Source organism: Dactylosporangium sp. NPDC005572 (assembly GCF_040605515.1).
In the GTDB taxonomy this organism is placed as follows: Bacteria; Actinomycetota; Actinomycetes; order Mycobacteriales; family Micromonosporaceae; genus Dactylosporangium.
On the sequence record NZ_JBEXCY010000021.1, the window covers coordinates 72,465 to 89,088 of the forward strand.

At 72.2% G+C, this 16,624-nt stretch carries 15 protein-coding genes; 4 read left to right on the plus strand and 11 right to left on the minus strand.

Features of this window, described 5'->3' with window-relative positions:
* Nucleotides 1–112 precede the first annotated feature (112 nt).
* Genes ABZS66_RS13845 through ABZS66_RS13860 form a run of 4 tightly spaced genes read right to left on the minus strand, consistent with a single transcriptional unit; the run spans nucleotide 113 to nucleotide 3,495 of the window.
* Nucleotides 113–1,159 carry an acyl-protein synthetase gene (locus tag ABZS66_RS13845; RefSeq protein WP_354757472.1) on the minus strand — a complete coding sequence of 349 codons (1,047 nt, stop codon included), beginning with the start codon at nucleotides 1,157–1,159 and terminating at the stop codon, nucleotides 113–115.
* Nucleotides 1,156–2,496 (minus strand): AMP-binding protein, encoded by a 1,341-nt coding sequence (locus ABZS66_RS13850; protein ID WP_354757473.1) that lies wholly within the window; start codon nucleotides 2,494–2,496, stop codon nucleotides 1,156–1,158. The genes ABZS66_RS13845 and ABZS66_RS13850 overlap by 4 nt, the downstream gene beginning before the upstream one ends.
* Entirely contained in the window at nucleotides 2,493–3,239 is a 747-nt protein-coding gene (locus ABZS66_RS13855) for an SDR family NAD(P)-dependent oxidoreductase (protein WP_354757474.1), read from the minus strand. The genes ABZS66_RS13850 and ABZS66_RS13855 overlap by 4 nt, the downstream gene beginning before the upstream one ends.
* Complete coding sequence (locus ABZS66_RS13860; protein WP_354757475.1) at nucleotides 3,220–3,495, minus strand: acyl carrier protein; 276 nt, start codon at nucleotides 3,493–3,495, stop codon at nucleotides 3,220–3,222. Before ABZS66_RS13860 ends, ABZS66_RS13855 begins: the two co-directional genes overlap by 20 nt.
* A gap of 56 nt (nucleotides 3,496–3,551) precedes the next feature.
* Between ABZS66_RS13860 and ABZS66_RS13865 the strand changes: the two genes are divergently transcribed.
* From ABZS66_RS13865 to ABZS66_RS13875, 3 genes are read left to right on the plus strand one after another with little or no spacing between them, the layout of a single operon-like run.
* Nucleotides 3,552–4,052 carry a GNAT family N-acetyltransferase gene (locus tag ABZS66_RS13865; protein WP_354757476.1) on the plus strand — a complete coding sequence of 167 codons (501 nt, stop codon included), beginning with the start codon at nucleotides 3,552–3,554 and terminating at the stop codon, nucleotides 4,050–4,052.
* 58 nt (nucleotides 4,053–4,110) lie between these two features.
* Nucleotides 4,111–4,626 carry a SigE family RNA polymerase sigma factor gene (locus tag ABZS66_RS13870; RefSeq protein ID WP_354757477.1) on the plus strand — a complete coding sequence of 172 codons (516 nt, stop codon included), beginning with the start codon at nucleotides 4,111–4,113 and terminating at the stop codon, nucleotides 4,624–4,626.
* 3 nt (nucleotides 4,627–4,629) lie between these two features.
* Nucleotides 4,630–5,862 (plus strand): hypothetical protein, encoded by a 1,233-nt coding sequence (locus ABZS66_RS13875; protein WP_354757478.1) that lies wholly within the window; start codon nucleotides 4,630–4,632, stop codon nucleotides 5,860–5,862.
* 3 nt (nucleotides 5,863–5,865) lie between these two features.
* Here the strand turns inward: ABZS66_RS13875 and ABZS66_RS13880 are convergent, their stop codons facing one another.
* Nucleotides 5,866–7,092 carry an FAD-binding oxidoreductase gene (locus ABZS66_RS13880; protein ID WP_354757479.1) on the minus strand — a complete coding sequence of 409 codons (1,227 nt, stop codon included), beginning with the start codon at nucleotides 7,090–7,092 and terminating at the stop codon, nucleotides 5,866–5,868.
* Nucleotides 7,093–7,281: 189 nt separating this feature from the next.
* Nucleotides 7,282–8,262 (minus strand): hypothetical protein, encoded by a 981-nt coding sequence (locus tag ABZS66_RS13885; protein WP_354757480.1) that lies wholly within the window; start codon nucleotides 8,260–8,262, stop codon nucleotides 7,282–7,284.
* Between the two features lie 124 nt (nucleotides 8,263–8,386).
* On the opposite strand from ABZS66_RS13885, the gene ABZS66_RS13890 reads away from it, so the two are divergent.
* Nucleotides 8,387–10,465 (plus strand): S9 family peptidase, encoded by a 2,079-nt coding sequence (locus tag ABZS66_RS13890; protein WP_354757481.1) that lies wholly within the window; start codon nucleotides 8,387–8,389, stop codon nucleotides 10,463–10,465.
* Between the two features lie 630 nt (nucleotides 10,466–11,095).
* Here ABZS66_RS13890 and ABZS66_RS13895 read toward each other — a convergent pair.
* From ABZS66_RS13895 to ABZS66_RS13915, 5 genes are all read right to left on the minus strand, one after another.
* Complete coding sequence (locus ABZS66_RS13895) at nucleotides 11,096–12,052, minus strand: threonine/serine dehydratase (protein WP_354757482.1); 957 nt, start codon at nucleotides 12,050–12,052, stop codon at nucleotides 11,096–11,098.
* A gap of 74 nt (nucleotides 12,053–12,126) precedes the next feature.
* Nucleotides 12,127–13,095, minus strand: a complete 969-nt coding sequence (locus tag ABZS66_RS13900; RefSeq protein WP_354757483.1) for a TAXI family TRAP transporter solute-binding subunit — start codon at nucleotides 13,093–13,095, stop codon at nucleotides 12,127–12,129.
* On the minus strand, nucleotides 13,092–13,502 hold the full coding sequence (locus tag ABZS66_RS13905) for a roadblock/LC7 domain-containing protein (protein WP_354757496.1): 411 nt from the start codon (nucleotides 13,500–13,502) through the stop codon (nucleotides 13,092–13,094). Before ABZS66_RS13905 ends, ABZS66_RS13900 begins: the two co-directional genes overlap by 4 nt.
* Nucleotides 13,503–13,508: 6 nt before the next feature.
* Nucleotides 13,509–15,809 carry a nitrate- and nitrite sensing domain-containing protein gene (locus ABZS66_RS13910; RefSeq protein WP_354757484.1) on the minus strand — a complete coding sequence of 767 codons (2,301 nt, stop codon included), beginning with the start codon at nucleotides 15,807–15,809 and terminating at the stop codon, nucleotides 13,509–13,511.
* Between the two features lie 534 nt (nucleotides 15,810–16,343).
* The gene (locus tag ABZS66_RS13915; protein WP_354757485.1) at nucleotides 16,344–16,571 is read right to left on the minus strand and encodes a hypothetical protein; all 228 of its coding nucleotides are present in this window, start codon (nucleotides 16,569–16,571) and stop codon (nucleotides 16,344–16,346) included.
* Between the last annotated feature and the right edge of the window lie 53 nt (nucleotides 16,572–16,624).

A 16,624-nucleotide genomic window follows, 5' to 3' on the forward strand; every position in this document is an offset into this window, starting at 1 on the left:
CCGGGCGCGGAGGACCCGGGCGCGGAGGACCCGGGCGCGGAGGACCCGGGCGCGGACGAAGCGGGCGCGGACGAAGCGGGCGCCGGCGAGCCAGCCGTGGAACTCGGCGTGGTCATGCTGCCGCCTGGAACGTGTCGCTGCAGCCGCGGGCCTCCGCGCGGGGCAGGCGGCCCAGGATCGAGAACCGCTTGCCCGGCCACGCACCGTCGTCGATGCCGTGCACCACGCCCAGGTCCTCGGTGAGCAGGACGTGCCCCGGGTACGACTCCGGCAGCGTGCTCACCACCTCGACCAGCCCCGGCTCGCCGGGCGGCAGCGGCTCCCACGTGACCGGGTCGCGGATCACGATGTCCGCGAAGTCCGGGCAGTACAGCGAGTTCCCGTCCGGGCCTTCGAGGTACACGACGCCGATCTGCTCGACCATGCCGTAGAAGTTGTGGATCCGGGTGAGGCCAGTGCCGGCCTGCAACGCGCGGCGGAACTCGGCGTTGTCGACCTGGCGGTCGACCAGCTTCTTCCAGCCGCCCGAGTGGACCAGGACGCCGTTGCTGAGGTCGAGGCGGTGGTCGCGGGCGAGCTCGTAGAGGTACAGCCAGACCATGAAGGTGAAGCCGAAGATCAGGAACGGCCGATCGCCGTGCCTGGCCAGGAAGCCGCGGACCGCCTCCACGTCGGGGCGGTCGTGCTCGTCGAGGACCCACACGTGGTCGCGGCCGAACGTCACCATGCCGAGCACGCCGGCGCCCCGGGCGCTGAACGAGCGGCGGTTCTTGATGAGCGCCGTCGAGTCGACGATCAGCATCGGCAGCCGCTTCGGGCCGAGGACGGTCTGCAGGGTCTGGCCGAGCATGCGGGTCTGCGCCGCGGCGGCGTCCTTGTCCAGGTAGATCCGGCTCACGTCGCCGGTCGTCCCGCTGGAGGTCAGCACCTTGAACACGGCGTCGTCCGGGATGCTCCTGAGCTCCTGGGTCTTGAACAACCGCACGGGGAGCCACGGCAGGTCGGCGATGGTGTCGTACCGCCGCCCGCGCGCGTGCCCGATCGCGTTCAGGATGTTGTCGTAGGCCGCGCCGCGCGCCCGGTGCCGCTCGGTCAGCTCGGCCAGCCGGGGCAGCAGCTGCGCCTCGCGCTCGGGCTGGGCCAGCGTGAAGACACTCATCGGGCCGCCTCCAGCGCCCGGTAGTCGACCTTGCCGTTGCTCAGCAGCGGCAGCGCGGCGATCTCGCGCACCTCGAAGCCGGACCAGTGCAGCTGGACCTGGTCGGCGAGGTCCTGGCGCAGCCGCGCCGGGTCGCCGCCGTCCTGCGCGACGAACACGACGATCTTGTCGTCGCCGGCGACCGCGGCGGCCGGGCCGGGGAGCATGCCCTCGATGTCGTCGAGGTTGAGCCGGACGCCGAACACCTTGCCGAACCGCTTGAGGCGGCCGTCGATGTAGAGGTATCCATCGGCGTCGAGGTGACCCAGGTCGCCGGTCTCCAGCAGCCCGCCCTGGTCGTCGCCGCGGGCCAGGTCGGTGGCCGTCTCGGCGTAGCCGAGCATCACGTTCGGCCCGCGGTAGAGCACCTCGCCGCGCACGTCCGGCGCGGTCGACTCGGTGCCGTCGTCGAGCCGCACGCTGAGCCGCCCGCCAGGCACCGCCGGGCCGACCGACCCGAGCTTCTCGCCGAGGCGACCAGCCGGGAGCGTGGTGAGCCGCGGGGCGGCCTCCGTCTGCCCGTACATCACGAACAGCCGGCCCGACACCGCGCTCATCCGCCCGTGGAAGTCCTCCACCAGCTCGGGCCGCAGCCGCCCGCCGGCCTGGGTGAGCGTGCGCAGCGTCGGGAACCCGGCCGGATCGAAACGCAGACGGCGGAGGATCTCGTACTGCGAGGGCACCAGCGCCAGCGACGTCACGCCGAACGTGTTCACCGCCGGCCAGAACGGCCGCCCCAGCAGCCCGTCCGCCTCGACGACCAGCGTCGCGCCCGCGGCCAGGTGCGTGTTGAGCACCGACATCCCGAACGAGTAGTAGAACGGCAGGCTGCTGATCGCCACGTCGTCGCCGGTGATGCCGAGCGCCTCGACGATCGACGCGGTGTTGGCCAGGATCGCCGCGCGCGACAGCCGGACCAGCTTCGGGTTGCCGGTGGAGCCCGAGGTCGCCAGCAGGATGCCCAGGTCCGGGTGGGCGACGGCGGGCGCCGACTCGCGCACCCAGCGGTCGCCGTCGCGCCGGTAGCCCTTCGGTACCTCGTCGGGCAGCGGCCCGGCGACGACGGCCGGCTCGAACCGGTCGACGAAGGCGTCCGCGGGCAGTGACGGGTCGAGCAGGAGGACCGGGCGGCCGGACTCGAACGCGTCCACGTAGCGGCCGACGGCATCGACGGTGGTCGGCATCCTGAGGAAGGCCACCCCGGGCGGCGCGTCGGCGAGGGCGTCGGTGACCTGTGGCGTGACGACGGCGCCGGTGGCGGCGTCGACCAGCCGGGCGCCGGGGTGCAGCAGCGTCATACGACGAGACCGCCGTCGACGCCGATCACCTGGCCCGTGACGAACCGGGCCGCGTCGGAGAGCAGGAACGCCACGACGTCGGCCACGTCCTCGGGCTCGCCGAGCCGGCGCAGGGCCGTCGCGGCGACCCGCTCGGCGCGGCCGGCCTCGTCGAGGGAGTCGAGCATCTCGGTGGTGATGAAGCCGGGCGCCACCGCGTTGACCCGGATGCCGGCCGGGCCGAGCTCCTTGGCGGCGGCGCGGGTGAGGCCGGCGACGGCGGCCTTGGTCGCGCCGTAGACCACCTGGCCGGCGGCGCCGGACGTGCCCATCACCGACGACAGCAGGACGATCGCCGGGCTGGTGCCGCGCCGCAGCAGCTTGACCGCCGCCTGCACGGTGTGCGTGGCGCCGACGGCGTTGACGGCGAACAGCCGCTCCACGGCCGCGTCGCTCATCATGCCGAGCGGGCCCGCCTCGTGGGCGCCGGCGTTGACGACCAGGGCGTCGAGGCGGTGGTGCCGCTCGAACACCAGGCGGATCATGGCCTTGACCTCGGTCGCGTCGCTGACGTCGCCGTGCACGATCAGGGTGTCGACGCCCAGCTCGTCGGCCGTCGTCTTCGCCGAGCCCTCGCGCTGGCCGTGCAGGACGAGCTGGTAACCCTCCGTGGCGAGGCGGCGGGCGACGGCCCGGCCGATGCCGCGCGACGAACCGGTGACCAGCGCGACCCGCTGCGGGGCCTCAGCCGGTGAGCTCAACATCGTGCTTCCCGAGAATCTCGACGGCCTTGTCGAACGAGCTCAGGTCGATGACCTCGTCCGTGTCGATCATCAGGTCGAACGCGTCCTCGATCTCGGCCACGAGCGTCAGGTGGGCGAGCGAGTCCCACTGCTCGATCCCCCGATACTCAAGCTTGTCGACGTCGAGATCCTCCGGGAGGCCGAGCGCGGTGCGGAAGGCGACACGGAGCCGGTCGAGGTTGGTCATCAGATCTGGGTCCTGTTCGATCAGGCGCATGCGCTTCCACCTGCGAGAGTACCGTTGGCAGGGGCAATGAACCGGGAGGTTTCCAGGTGCTGCGCGACGCCCACGAATCGGACCTGGGGACTATTCGCAGGTGGCGGAACCATCCGAAGACCCGCACGGCGAGCATCTACACCGCGTACATCACCCCCGAGGGACACGCGCAGTGGTGGGCCAACGTCCAGGCCGACCCCGCTCGACGGGTGCTGATCTTCGCGTACCACGGGAACGACTGCGGCGTGGTGACCTTCAACGACCACGACCCCGAGGCCGGCACCGCGGAGTGGGGCTTCTTCCTCGACGTCGACGGCCTGACCGGGCGCGGCGAGCTGCTGCCGGCCTGGATGGAGCTGGAGAAGGCGGCCGTCGCCTACGCGTTCGACGACCTGAAGCTCACCTCGTTCGGCGGCCGCACGCTGGCCTGGAACAAGCAGGTGATCGGCCTGCACCGCCGGTTCGGCTTCGTCGAGGTCCCCGAGCGCTGCTACACGACCGGGATCGACGGTCAGGACCAGCTCGTCGTCTGGACCGAGAAGACGCGTACAACCTGACGCGACCCCGGACCCGTCAAAGGGTGGACCGAATCCCCCCGAGGGAGGAACACCACGGATGGCCGGGGAATCTGCGGAGTACGTCGAGTACGTCACGGCGCGACTGCCGGTGCTGCGCCGCCTCGCCTACTCGCTGACCGGCGACTCGCACCGCGCCGACGACCTCGTTCAGCAGACCATCACGACGATGTTCGTGCGGTGGTCGAGGATCCGCCAGGCCGAGCACCTCGACCGGTACGTCCGCAGCATGCTCGTGAACGCCTTCGTCGACGAGCGCCGGCTCAGCTGGGCGAGGGTGCGGCTCTTCGCGGAGCCGCCGCCGACGGTCGCGCCCGAGCCGGACAGCGTCGAGGACCGCTCGGTTCTGCGCGACGCATTGGCCCAGGTGCCGCGCCGCCAGCGGGCGGTGCTGGTGCTGCGGTTCATCCACGACCTGCCCGTCGCCGAGGTCGCCGACATCCTCGGCATCTCGGCCGGCACGGTGAAGAGCCAGACCTCCCACGGGCTCGCGGCGCTGCGGCGACTGCTCGGCGAGCAGCCGCTGGCAACCCTGACCAATATCCAGGAGCGGTGAGCAGTGAACCTCGACGAGAACAACGCCGGCAACCTGCTGGGCCCCCTGGCCGACGACCCGCCCCGCCCCTCCTCGGTCGACATCGCCCGGGCGATGCGCGAGGGCCAGCGGATCCGCCGCACCCGCCGGGCGGCACTGGCCAGCGGCGCGGCCGGGTTCACCGCGATCGTCCTGGTGGCCTTGCCGTTCGGGCTGCGATCCGCCGGTACCGATAAATCGGAAGTATCAGAGAAATCGCCTGCGGCGACGACCGGGGCGCCGGCCAGTGCCAGTGCCAGCCCGTCGACCAGCCCGTCCTCGACCCCGACCCCCAGCGTCTCCGCCTCCAGGGCACCCGCGAAGCTGCCCACCCAGTGCGCCGCCGAGCGGCTGCCGGTCCCGGACAACGTCGCCAAGTCGCTCGTCACCGCCGCCGATCCGGCCGGCCGCTGGATCTTCGGGCGCTCGTACCCCGGACAGGGCGCAACGCAGGTCCTGCTGTGGTCCGACGGCAAGGCCACCAAGATCAGCATTCCCGGCGACGACCAGACGATCGAGGCGGTCAACGCGGCCGGCGTCGCCGTCGGCCAGAGCTTCGTCGGCGGCGAGCAGGTCGCCTGGGTGTACCGCGACGGCAAGGCGACGCAGCTCGCGGGCAGCGACGCCCGGGCACAGGGCATCAACGCGAGCGGCACGATCGTGGGCGCGCGGGCCGGCCAGCCCGTCCGCTGGCCGAGCGCCGGGTCGGAGCCGGTGTCCCTGCAGGTGCCGGACGGCGCGAAGGGCGGCGCCGCGGAGGCGGTCGACGACGACGGCACCGCGGTCGGCTACGTGACCGTCGCCGGGCAGCGGCAGGCCTACGTGTGGTCGGGTGACGGCAAGGGCCGCCCGCTGCCCGAGTACGGCGAGCCGGAGGACTCCGCCGCGTTCACCGTGCGCAACGGCTGGGCGACCGGCCTCAGCGGCAGCGTCGGCACGCGCTGGAACCTCCGCACCGGCCAGGTCGAGCCGGTGCCCGGCCTGCAGGTGCGCCCGAGCACGGCCAACGCGGCCGGCTGGATGGTCGGAACCGACCGCGAGGGCCGCGGAGTGCTGATCGGGACGGGCGGCTCGATGCGCCTGCCCGACGTGTTCGTGCACAGGTCGGGCGAGTTCAGCAACCTGCCCACGGCACTCAGCGACGACGGCCGGGTGATCGCCGGCCAGGCCGACGACGCCGATGGCGTCATCCACGCCGTGGCCTGGCGCTGCCGTTAGGCGCTAGCTCATGTCGGGAAGGCGGCCCGGCGCCAGGCGCTCCTCGGGGTCCAGCGCGAGCTTGAGGCGCGCCGAGGCGTCGTCGAGACGGCCCGGGCCGTGGGTCTCGACCAGCTCGCGCAGCTCCAGCGGGGCGCGCAGCAGCGTGCAGCCACCGCCGCCGCGGGCCAGCAACACGGTCCGGGCGGCGGTCAGCATGCCGGCAAGCCGCTCCGGGGTGACCGCGTCGGGCAGTGCGGCGTGCGCCACCCCGAGGCCGACCGAGCCGCGCACCGGCACCGGCGCGCCGGCCGCGTCGCGCAGCGCGTACACGGCCGCGAACAGCTCGCTGGGCCGGCCCCAGATCTTCAGCGCGACGTCCTCCGCCTCGAACGGATAGCGACCCCACCAGGCCGGCGGCAGCTGCTCGACCGTGGCGCCGCCGCCGAGCAGCTTGGCGGCGGTCTCGGCGCGGCCGAAGGCGGCGTCGCGGGTGCCCTCGAACATCGCCGCCAGCTCGGCCGGGCGGCCGCCGTTGCCGCCGGGCAGGTCGGCCTCGACCGCGGCCGCCTCCAGGTGTGAGGTGGCGAGCGCCTCGGTGAGCTGCTGTACCTCGCGAGGCGTGGTCACCGGCCGCACGACCCAGGCGCGGGCGGCAGGCATGGGCTCCAGCCGGACGGTGGCCTCGGTGATCACGCCGAGCGTCCCGAACGACCCGCACACGTGCCGGGCCAGATCGAAGCCGTCGACGTGGCGCTCCAGGCTGCCCTCGTCGAGCGCCACGCGCACACCCATGACGAGGTCGCGGGGCGAGCCGAACCGGTGGCGCAGCGGGCCGGCCTCGTTGGCGGCCAGGACGCCGCCCAGCGTGGCGGCCGGCGAGGCGACGTCGAGCGCCAGCCGCTGACCCTCGCGCAGCAGGTAGGCCCGGATCGCGCGCATCGGGGTGCCGGCGGCGATCGTGGCGATCATCTCGCCGGGGTCGTGGTCCAGGATGCCCGACATCCGGCCCAGGTCGAGCAGGATGTCGACGTGGGTCGGGGGCAGGCCCCAGTCGAGCTTGGTGCCCGCACCGGTCGGCACGACGGAGAGGCCCTCCGCCGCGGCGAACCGCAGTACCTCAGAAACCTCATCGGCGCCGCCCGGCGCCGCCACCCAGCCCACGGGCACGCCGTCCACCGTGTCGGCCGGCCCGGCCTCCCACACGTGGTCCGGACCGCACGCATCCGCAAGCCCCTCGATCACCGTCACCGCAAGCTCCCGCTTCCCTGGTCACCAACCGCCACCGTCGCTGCGGGGAAGATCGGTCGAAGGGAATCGCGGTAGCCGGGACATGGTCCTGGCTTTCCCAATGACACGGTCGAACACGATCGATCGCCGAAGGCATGCACATGGCGCGCCAACCGAGATCGAACAGACGTTCGAAAGCGTACGGGCTCCCTACTTGAGCCGCAAGACCCGCTTCAGGAAGGTCACCCGGTCCGCGCTCGCGGCGGCGACCCTGTCCAGATCGTGGTGGGCGTCGTAGTCCTTGCGCTCCTTGGCGCCGGCCACGGCGGCGGCCAACTCGTCCTGCTCGGCCTTCGGGAACACCTCGTCCCGGGTGCCGAACTGCAGCAGCACCGAGCGCTTGCCGCCGGCCGCCACGTAGGGGCCGGCGTCGAAGCGGGCGAGGGAGTCGAGGTAGGCGTGCCAATCCGGCGGTACCTGCTGCCTGACCATCCAGCGGGACATCCGGCTCGACCCCGCCGCGAGCACCACGCCGGTCAGCCGGGTCTCCAGGCCGAGCAGCACGGCGGCCTGGGCGGCGCCCCAGCTGTGGCCGGCGAACGCGATCCGCGACGGGTCGCAGTCGGACCGGCGGGCCAGCAGGTCGATCGCCCGGCGCTGCCCGACGACCGCGTCGGCGACCGCTTTGGCGTCGGCCGCCGCGTCGCCGGTGGGCTTGAGCGGCAGGCCGGTGACGCCGACCAGCGCGCCGGCCCGGGCCAGCGTCATCGCCTCGTCGAGGAGCGCGTCCCGGTTGCCGTCGCTGCCCGGCGCGAGGATCACCGCCGGGTACCGGCCGGCGTCACCCGCGGGCCCCACGACGTACATCGGAAGATCCTCGTGACCACGCGCGTCCGAGTAGGTGAGGTCCTCGAGGATCACGCCGTCGCCCGTGCGCTTGTCGGTGAGGGTGGCGCCGAGGCTCTGGTCCCTGTCGTAGTTGAAGAGCTTCTTCAGCTCGGCGAGGGGCGCGGCAGCGGGGACGTACCCCGAGGGGTCGAACGTCGACGCGGCCCGGCCCGTGCCGTCCGGAGATCCGGCCGGTGAGCCACCCCCCGCCCGCGGAGGCGTCGACGACCCCTCGGAGCACGCCTGGACCAGCATTGCTGCCAGCCCGGCCACCCCGATGTGCAACAGTGCACGACGCCGCACCGCATCCCTCCGTGGCCACGCCCGAACTACGCGACCATGACGGTACCGGCGTCGCTCCCTCCTGATTGATAGGACCGACGGACGACACTCGTGGTTGCATCATTCCCGGGTAACGTAAGGACGCGTGACGAGCGAGCAGCCTCCCATCGCGAAGCGGGTCCCACACGAGCGGACCCACCACGGCGACACCGTGGTCGACGAGTACTTCTGGCTCCAGCAGAAGGACGATCCGGACACCGTGGCCTATCTCGAGGCCGAGAACGCGTTCACCACCGCGGCGACCGCACACCTCGACGGGCTCCGCGAGACGCTGTTCACCGAGATCAAGACGCGGACCAAGGAGACCGACCTCTCGCTGCCGGCGCGCAAGGGCGGCTACTGGTATTACACCCGCACCGAGGCCGGCAAGCAGTACGGCATCCACTGCCGGGTCGCGGCGGCCGATGGCCAGACGACCCCGCCCGACATCGGCGACGGCACCGCGCTGCCCGGCGAGGAGGTGCTCCTCGACGGCAACGAGCTCGCCGGCGACTCGGAGTTCTTCGCGCTCGGCACGTTCGACCTGAGCGTCGACGGCAACCTGCTCGCCTACAGCACCGACTTCTCCGGCGACGAGCGCTTCACGCTGCGGATCAAGGACCTGCGCACCGGGGAGCTGCTGCCGGACACCGTCGAGGACGTGTTCTACGGCTCGGCCTGGGCGGCGGACGGCTCGACGCTGTTCTACATCACGGTCGACGAGGCGTGGCGGCCGTACCGCGTGTGGCGCCACACGATCGGCACGCCCTCCGCCGACGACGTGGTGGTGCACGAGGAGGCCGACGAGCGGTTCTGGGTCGGCGTCGAACTGACCCGCAGCGAGCGGTTCATCCTCGTCGACCTCAGCAGCAAGGTGACCAGCGAGGTGCTGGTCATCCCGGCCGACGCGCCCACGACGCCGCCGGTGTCGATCGCGCCGCGCCGCCAGGGCGTCGAGTACTCGGTGGAGCACCACGGCCACCGGTTCCTGGTCCTGCACAACGACGGCGCCGAGGACTTCGCGCTGGCGTACACCTCGGTCGACACCCCCGGCACCTGGACCACGCTCATCGAGCACGAGCCCGGCACGCGGCTGCTCCAGGTCGACGCCTTCTCCGGCCATCTGGTGGTCTCGCTGCGCCGCGACGGCCTCACCGGCATCCGCGTCGTGCCGCTGCAGGGCGCCGCGCCGTACGACATCAGCTTCCCCGAGCCGCTCTACTCCGTCGGCCCGGAGGCGAACCTGGAGTACGACACCACCTCGTTCCGTCTCCACTACGTCTCGCTGGTGACCCCCGACTCGATCTTCGACTGCAACCTGGACAGCGGCACCCTGACGCTGCGCAAGCAGAAGCCGGTGCTCGGCGACTTCGACGCGTCCCGCTACGAGCAGTACCGCGAGTGGGCGATCGCCGAGGACGGCACCCGCGTGCCGATCTCGATCGTGGCGGCCGCCGGCACGCCCCGCGACGGCTCGGCGCCCGCCGTCCTCTACGGCTACGGCTCGTACGAGGCGTCGATGGACCCGTGGTTCTCGATCCCGCGCCTCTCGCTGCTGGACCGCGGCGTGGTGTTCGCGGTCGCCCACATCCGCGGCGGCGGCGAGATGGGCCGGCGGTGGTACGACGAGGGCAAGCTGCTGGCGAAGAAGAACACGTTCACCGACTTCGTGGCCTGTGCAGCACACCTGGTGAAGGCGGCGTGGACCTCCCCGGACCGCCTCATCGCGCGCGGCGGCTCGGCGGGCGGCCTGCTGATGGGCGCGGTGGCGAACCTGGCGCCGGCCGACTTCGCGGGGATCGTGGCGCAGGTGCCGTTCGTGGACGCGCTGAACACGATCCTGGACCCGTCGCTGCCGCTGACGGTGACGGAATGGGAGGAGTGGGGCAACCCGCTCGCCGACCCCGAGGTGTACGCGTACATGAAGTCGTACACGCCCTACGAGAACCTGACTTCTGGTTCATATCCGGCAATTCTGGCGGTAACGTCGCTGAACGACACGCGCGTACTCTTCCACGAGCCGGCAAAGTGGGTGGCACGGCTGCGCGCCCAGTCGCCGTCGACGGACGTACTGCTGAAGACCGAGATGGGCGCGGGCCACGGCGGCCCGAGCGGCCGCTACGACGCCTGGCGCGAGGAGGCCTTCATCACGGCCTGGATCCTGGACCGAGCCGGCAAGGCCTGACGCCGAGCCCCATGATCGTGGGAAGCATCTGGCTGCCCTGACAACCAGATCCTTCCCACGATCAAGACCCCGCCCCTGGAGGTCGGACGGTTAGCCGGATTTGTCGGTATCCGCCCGCCCGACACGCCACATCACCTCCGCCCCACGTCCACTCCAAGATCGGCGACGCTCGCGGGACACGGCGCCAGTCCGGGCATCCGGGTCCGTCCTACGCGGCCCGGCGCGTTCTTGCCGTATAAATGCGAAATGTCGGGTATGCCAGGCGAACAGCATCGGACATACCGTTCGCGCCATGATCGATGGAGAGAATTGGCTGCCATGGCGACCAGAAGTCTCCATCGATCATGAGGTGGCCCGAGCGGGCTGCGACCACGCCACGCCCCGGGGCGTCCGGTGGGTCGGAATTTGCGGCATGTGTGGTCGTCCACAGGACGTCGTCCCCAACTGTGGATAACCCAGTGGATAGCTGTGGACGGACGCTGGGGATGCTGTGGACAACACCTACCGCCAGTGATCCATACGGATCTGTATCGCCTGGTCAGTCACCTAGCGGAGTCAGCAACGGCCGATCCCGGCGTCAGGTGACGGTGGCGTTGCCCACAGGCGTTACCCACAGGCTGTGGATAACCGTCAGGCGAACAGTGTCGCGGCCAGTTTCGGGTCCAGGTTGCCGCCGCTCACCACGGCCACCGTGCGGCCGGCGGGAAGCTCGTCGCGGTGGTGGAGGACCGCCGCCGTGGCCACGGCGCCGCTCGGCTCGGCGATCAGGCGCGCCTTGCGGGCCAGGACCTTCACCGTGTCCAGGATCTCGTCCTCCGACACCGTGATGATCGCGTCCAGGTACGTGCTCAGGTGGGCCAGCGTCAGCTCCGACAGCGGAGTGCGCAGGCCGTCGGCGACCGTGCTCAGCATCCGCGCCTCCGGCAGCGTGCGCACCACGCCCGCGGCGAGGCTCTCCGCGGCGTCGGCGGCCACCGCCGGCTCGACGCCGATCACCGCCACCCGCGGCGCCAGCGACTTCACCGCGGTCGCCACGCCCGAGGACAGGCCGCCGCCGCCCACCGGGACCAGGACGACATCCACGCTCGACAGGTCCTCGAAGATCTCCAGGCCGACGGTGCCCTGGCCGGCGATGATGTCCGGGTGGTCGTACGGCGGGATGAGCGTCAGGCCGCGCTCCGCCACCAACTGCTGCGCCACGATCTCGCGCTGCGACTGGGGCACCAGGATCACCTCGGCGCCGTAGCCGCGGGTCGCCTCGATCTTCAGCGGGGTCGAGACGTCGGGCATCACGACCGTCACCGGGATGCCGAGGGCGCGGCCGGCGTAGGCGAGGGCCTGGCCGTGGTTGCCGGACGAGTGGGTGACCACGCCGATGCTGCGGCGCTCCAGGTCGAGCCGGTGCAGGGCGTTGGTGGCGCCACGGAGCTTGAACGCACCGATGGGCTGCAGGCTCTCGGGCTTGAGCCACAGGTCGTCGGCCCAGGGACAGGGCAGCAACGGGGTGCGCACCACGAGGCCGGAGACCCGCGCGGCGGCGTCGCGGATGTCGTCCAGGCGAACGAGGTCTTGCTGGAGCGTGGTCACGCCGCCCATCCTGACACCACAGACCCGTGATCACCTTGTCCGCTCGGCGCGAATGAGAGATCCATAACGTCGACCTATCCGCTGCTGTAGTACCTTGCGGCGCCCGGATGCAGCGGCACCGGATCGGTGTTCGGCGCGGAGGCCCGGTCGAAGTTTCCGCCCTCGGGGTGCACCCGGGAGAGCTCGACCTGATGCTCGAACAGGACCTTGGTGAGCTGGTACGCGAGCTCTTCCGGCATGTCGGGCGACACCACGATGAGGTTGCCGATCACGACGGTGTCGATGTCGGTCGGCGTGTTGTAGGCGGTCGCCGGCAGCTTCGCCAGGCTGTAGACCGAGCCGTAGGTGTACGTCAGCGGCTGGATCAGCTCGTTGAGCGGCAGGATCGAGTACTGGCCCGGCGCGCTGTTGAGCAGGTCGGTGATGCCCGGGGTGGGCAGGCCGCCGGCGAAGAACAACGCGTCGGTGGTGCCGGCCTGCATCGACTTGGTGGTCTCCGGCAGCGACAGCCGCTGCCGGACGATCTCGGTGTCGGGGTTGATGCCGCCGGCGAAGAGCATGCGGCCGGCCACGATGTCGATGCCGGAGCCGGCCGAGCCGGTCGAGACGCGCTTGCCGCGCAGGTCGCCGAACGTGGCGATCTTCGCGCTGTTGCGCACCACGAGGTGGATGTAGCTCTTGTAGACGCGGGCGAGCGCCACGATCTTGCGCGGGCCGCCGTCGAAGGCGCCCTTGCCGGTGTAGGCGTCGGCGGCCGTGTCCGCGAGGGTCAGCGCCACGTCCATGTCGCCGCTCGCCACCCGCTCGATGTTCTCGCCCGAGGCGCCCGTCGCCTCGGCGCGCGCCTCGTAGCCGGCGACGTGCTTGGTGATCAGGTCGGCGTAGCCACCACCGATCGTGTAGTACACGCCGGTGGTGTTGCCGGTGGCGATGAAGAGCCGGCCGCCGTGCCAGAGCCCGGCGCCCGGACGCTGCGGCACGGTGGCGCAACCGGCCAGGAGCAGGACCCCCGCCAGTACCGCCGCGAACGCCCGTCGTGTCATCGAGACAGCGCGTCCCGGGGCAGCGGGTCCAGGGCGTCGGCGACCCGGTGGACGAGCATCGCCGTCTCGTAGCCGACCTGGCCCAGGTCGCAGCCGGGCGCCGCGAGCACGCCGAGCAGGGCACGGTCGCCGACGGACATAACGATCATCACGCCGCCGTCCATGTCGACGATCGTCTGCCGGACGTGGCCCGCCTGCATGAGCCGAGCGGCACCGAAGACCAGGCTGGCCAGGCCGCTGATGACGGCCGAGAGGTGGTCGGCCTGGTCGATCGGCAGGTCGGCCGAGCTCGCGAGCCGCAGCCCGTCGCCGGAGACCGTGATCGCGTGCGCGACGTCGGGCACCTGCCGCGCGAAACTCGTCATGAGCCAGTCGAGCTGTCCGACGCCGGAGGGTTGCTGTGGCATGGCCATCTACTGTTCCTTTTGTCCTGTGCCTGCGCTGTTGGTGCGTCGTGCGGCGGCCGAGACCCCCTCGGCGAACGCGGACAGCCGGGACCGGACGAGCTCCGGGTCGACGGCCGCGCCGCGGGAGGTCTGCGGCGGCTGTTCGGTGGTTCCGGGCGCGAGCTGCGCGCCCGGCTGGCGGCGGGGAAGGTTCGCTTCGGACATCGAGCCACCTCCGGCAGCACTGGACGGTGTCCCCGGCGGCCGCGGCGGCCAGGAGCCGGGGGGTGGTGGCGGCGGCGTCGGGGTGTCGCCGCCGCTCAGGTAGGGACGGAACCAGGGTGCTGCCGCCGTCCCGGCAGTTTGCGGTCGTTCGGTGGTGCGGGGCCGGCCGAGGGGCGCGCCGACCGTCGAGAGGACCTGTACTGGTTCTTGACGGACCGGCTCCGGGCGGACGGCGCCGCCCGCACCGCGGCCGGACGGCAGCGCGCTCACCTGCTCCAGCACGCGGTGCGGAAGCGAGACGTAGGCGACGGTGCCGCTGCCCGTGGCGTGCAGCTGCACCCGGATGCCGTGCCGGGCGGCCAGGTGCGAGACCACGTGCAGGCCCATCGTGCCGGCGGCGGCACTGCTCAGGTTGCTCGGCACGGACAGCCGGGAGTTGATCTCGGCGAGCCGGGCCGGCGCGATGCCGATGCCGCTGTCGTGGACGCGGATCATCGCGCCGTCGACGGTCGACCGGGCGTCGACCCGCACCGGCTGGGTCGGCGGCGAGAACATCGTCGCGTTCTCCAGCAGCTCGGCCAGCAGGTGCACGACGTCGCCGACGACCGGGCCGGCGACGGCCAGGTCGGCGTGCATGACCTCGACCCGCTCGAAGTCCTCGATCTCGGAGGCGGCGGCGGTGACGACCGCGCCGAGCTGCACGGCGTGGGTCTGCGGGCGGCCGGGCTCGCCGCCGGAGAGGACCAGCAGGTTCTCCCCGTTGCGGCGCAGGCGGGCGGCCAGGTGGTCGAGGGCGAACAGCCGGGCCAGCACGTCGGGGTCGGTCTCGTCGCGCTCGAACTCGTCGAGCAGCCGCAGCTGCCGGGTGATGAGGGTGCGGATGCGCCGGGCCAGTACCTCGGCCATGCGGGACATGTCGACCCGCAGCTCGGCCTGCTCGCCGGCGAGGCGCAGCGCGGTGCGGTGCACGCTGCCGAACGCGTCGGCCACCTGGCCGATCTCGTCGTTGGTGGCGGCGATCGACCGCGTGACGACGGCCGCCGACTCGGCCGACTCGGGCCGCGGCGCGGCGCCGGTGGTCACCGAGTTGATCGCCTCGGGCAGCTCGCGCCGGGCCATCTGGAGGGCGGCGGCCCGCAGCCGGCGCAGGCGCCGGGAGGTGCGCACCGCGAGCAGGATCGCGATACCGAGCCCGGTCAGGCCGAGCGCCGCGGTGCCGATGCCGGTGGCCCAGGCCCGCCGCGACGCGTTGACCGCGATCTGGTCGGCGCGCAGGTCGAGCGCGTCGGAGAAGTCGACGCTGACGACGTTGAGCCGGCGGATGACGCCGCTCTGCGCCACGAACCAGGCATCGGCGTCGGCCTTCACGCCGGCCGGCGTGCGCTCGACGTCGCGGACCGCGGCGCTCATCTTCTCGGCCTTGTCGATGTCGGCGCCCCGCAGCACCGTCTCGAACGTCCGCGCCTCGTCCGGGGTCGCCGCGCGCTCGAACTCCGACTGCCGCTGGGCGCGGGCACCGCGGATCTCGGACATGGCGCCGAGCTCGCCGGGGGCGACGGCGCCGCGGCTGAAGATGGCGCGCAGGAGGTCGCGCTCGAGGGCCGCGTAGTGCTCGACGGCCGCGATGGCGGCGACGGCACGGGCGGCGTTCGCGAGCTCGATGTCCTTGATCTGCGCCGGTACCGCATCCGCGATGGCCAGCAGCGCCTCGGCCAGTCCGCGGTACACCGCATCGCCGGACAGTGTGATGACGGCGCCGTTGTCGGCCGACTCGCGCACCGCGCCGAGCTGGCCGTAGAGGTCGTTGGCCTTGCGGATGGCGCCGGAGAGGGCGGGCACCGAGTCGATCGCCCGGCGGCCGTCGTCGAGGTAGCGGCGGGCCGCCTGGTCGGTGCGCTCCCGCTGCGCGACCATCAGCGCGGCACCGGACTTGCCCCCGCGCTGGCGGAGCGCGGCGGTCTCGGCGACCTCGCGCTCCAGCTCGTGCACGAACAGCACCGCACTGGTCGCCGTGACGGCGGCGGTCCGCGCCCGGCCGGCGTCGCGCGAGGCCGACGTGGCGGTGGTCGCCTGGAGGGTGCCCAGGGTCGCCAGGCCGATCATGGACACGAGGATCGGAGCGATCAGCTGGGTCCGGACCGACCGGAGCCCGCTCGGGCGCGGGCCGCCGCCACGGCGGTGCCCGGCGACCGACGTGTCAGTCCCGCCGGTACGGCGGTTCGAACCGCCGCCGCGCGGAACCGGGACACGGGGGGAGCCGGTGCCAGCCAACCGGGGGCCTCCTCGTCACGCCAGAAAGCGCTCCAACACCGCAGCGGGAGGCGGGGCCACTACGGATCACGACTCGGCACGCTACTGGAAAGGAGCGCATCCCACGAGAGTCCTTGCGCCCATCGGCAACCGTTGGGAGCCGAACGGCGGAGGTGAGCGCAACTATGCGTCACGACGCGGTCGCAGTACGAACCAAGCGACCGCTTCGGCGGCGGACGCGTCCACGCGGAGGCCGTTGACCGGGGCGGCTGGGAGACGCGGTCGGCATTGATGACGGTCTCGATGGGGGCATCGACGAACGCCTACCGGAACGGCACCGCCGGCGGCCGGTTGAGGGAGACCCCCAATCGACCACCGGCGGAGTCGCTACCGGCGGCGCCGCTGGGCGCGTACACGCACCGGCGCGGGCTGCTGTTCACGCAGGTTGAGCATGAACCTGGCAAGCAGCGCGGCCGAAACGAGTACGCACAGCGTGAGCACCGTCGCGGCAACCGCGGCGGCACCCGAGGTCGCGACCCAGGCCGCGTCCGCCAGCAGCACGAGCAGCCAGAGCGCGGCACTCGCCTTCAGGGCGCGGTTGCGGTATCGAGTCATGTGGGTTCACCTCCGTGCCCTGGTGGATACCCACGCCGCCGATTTTGATACCT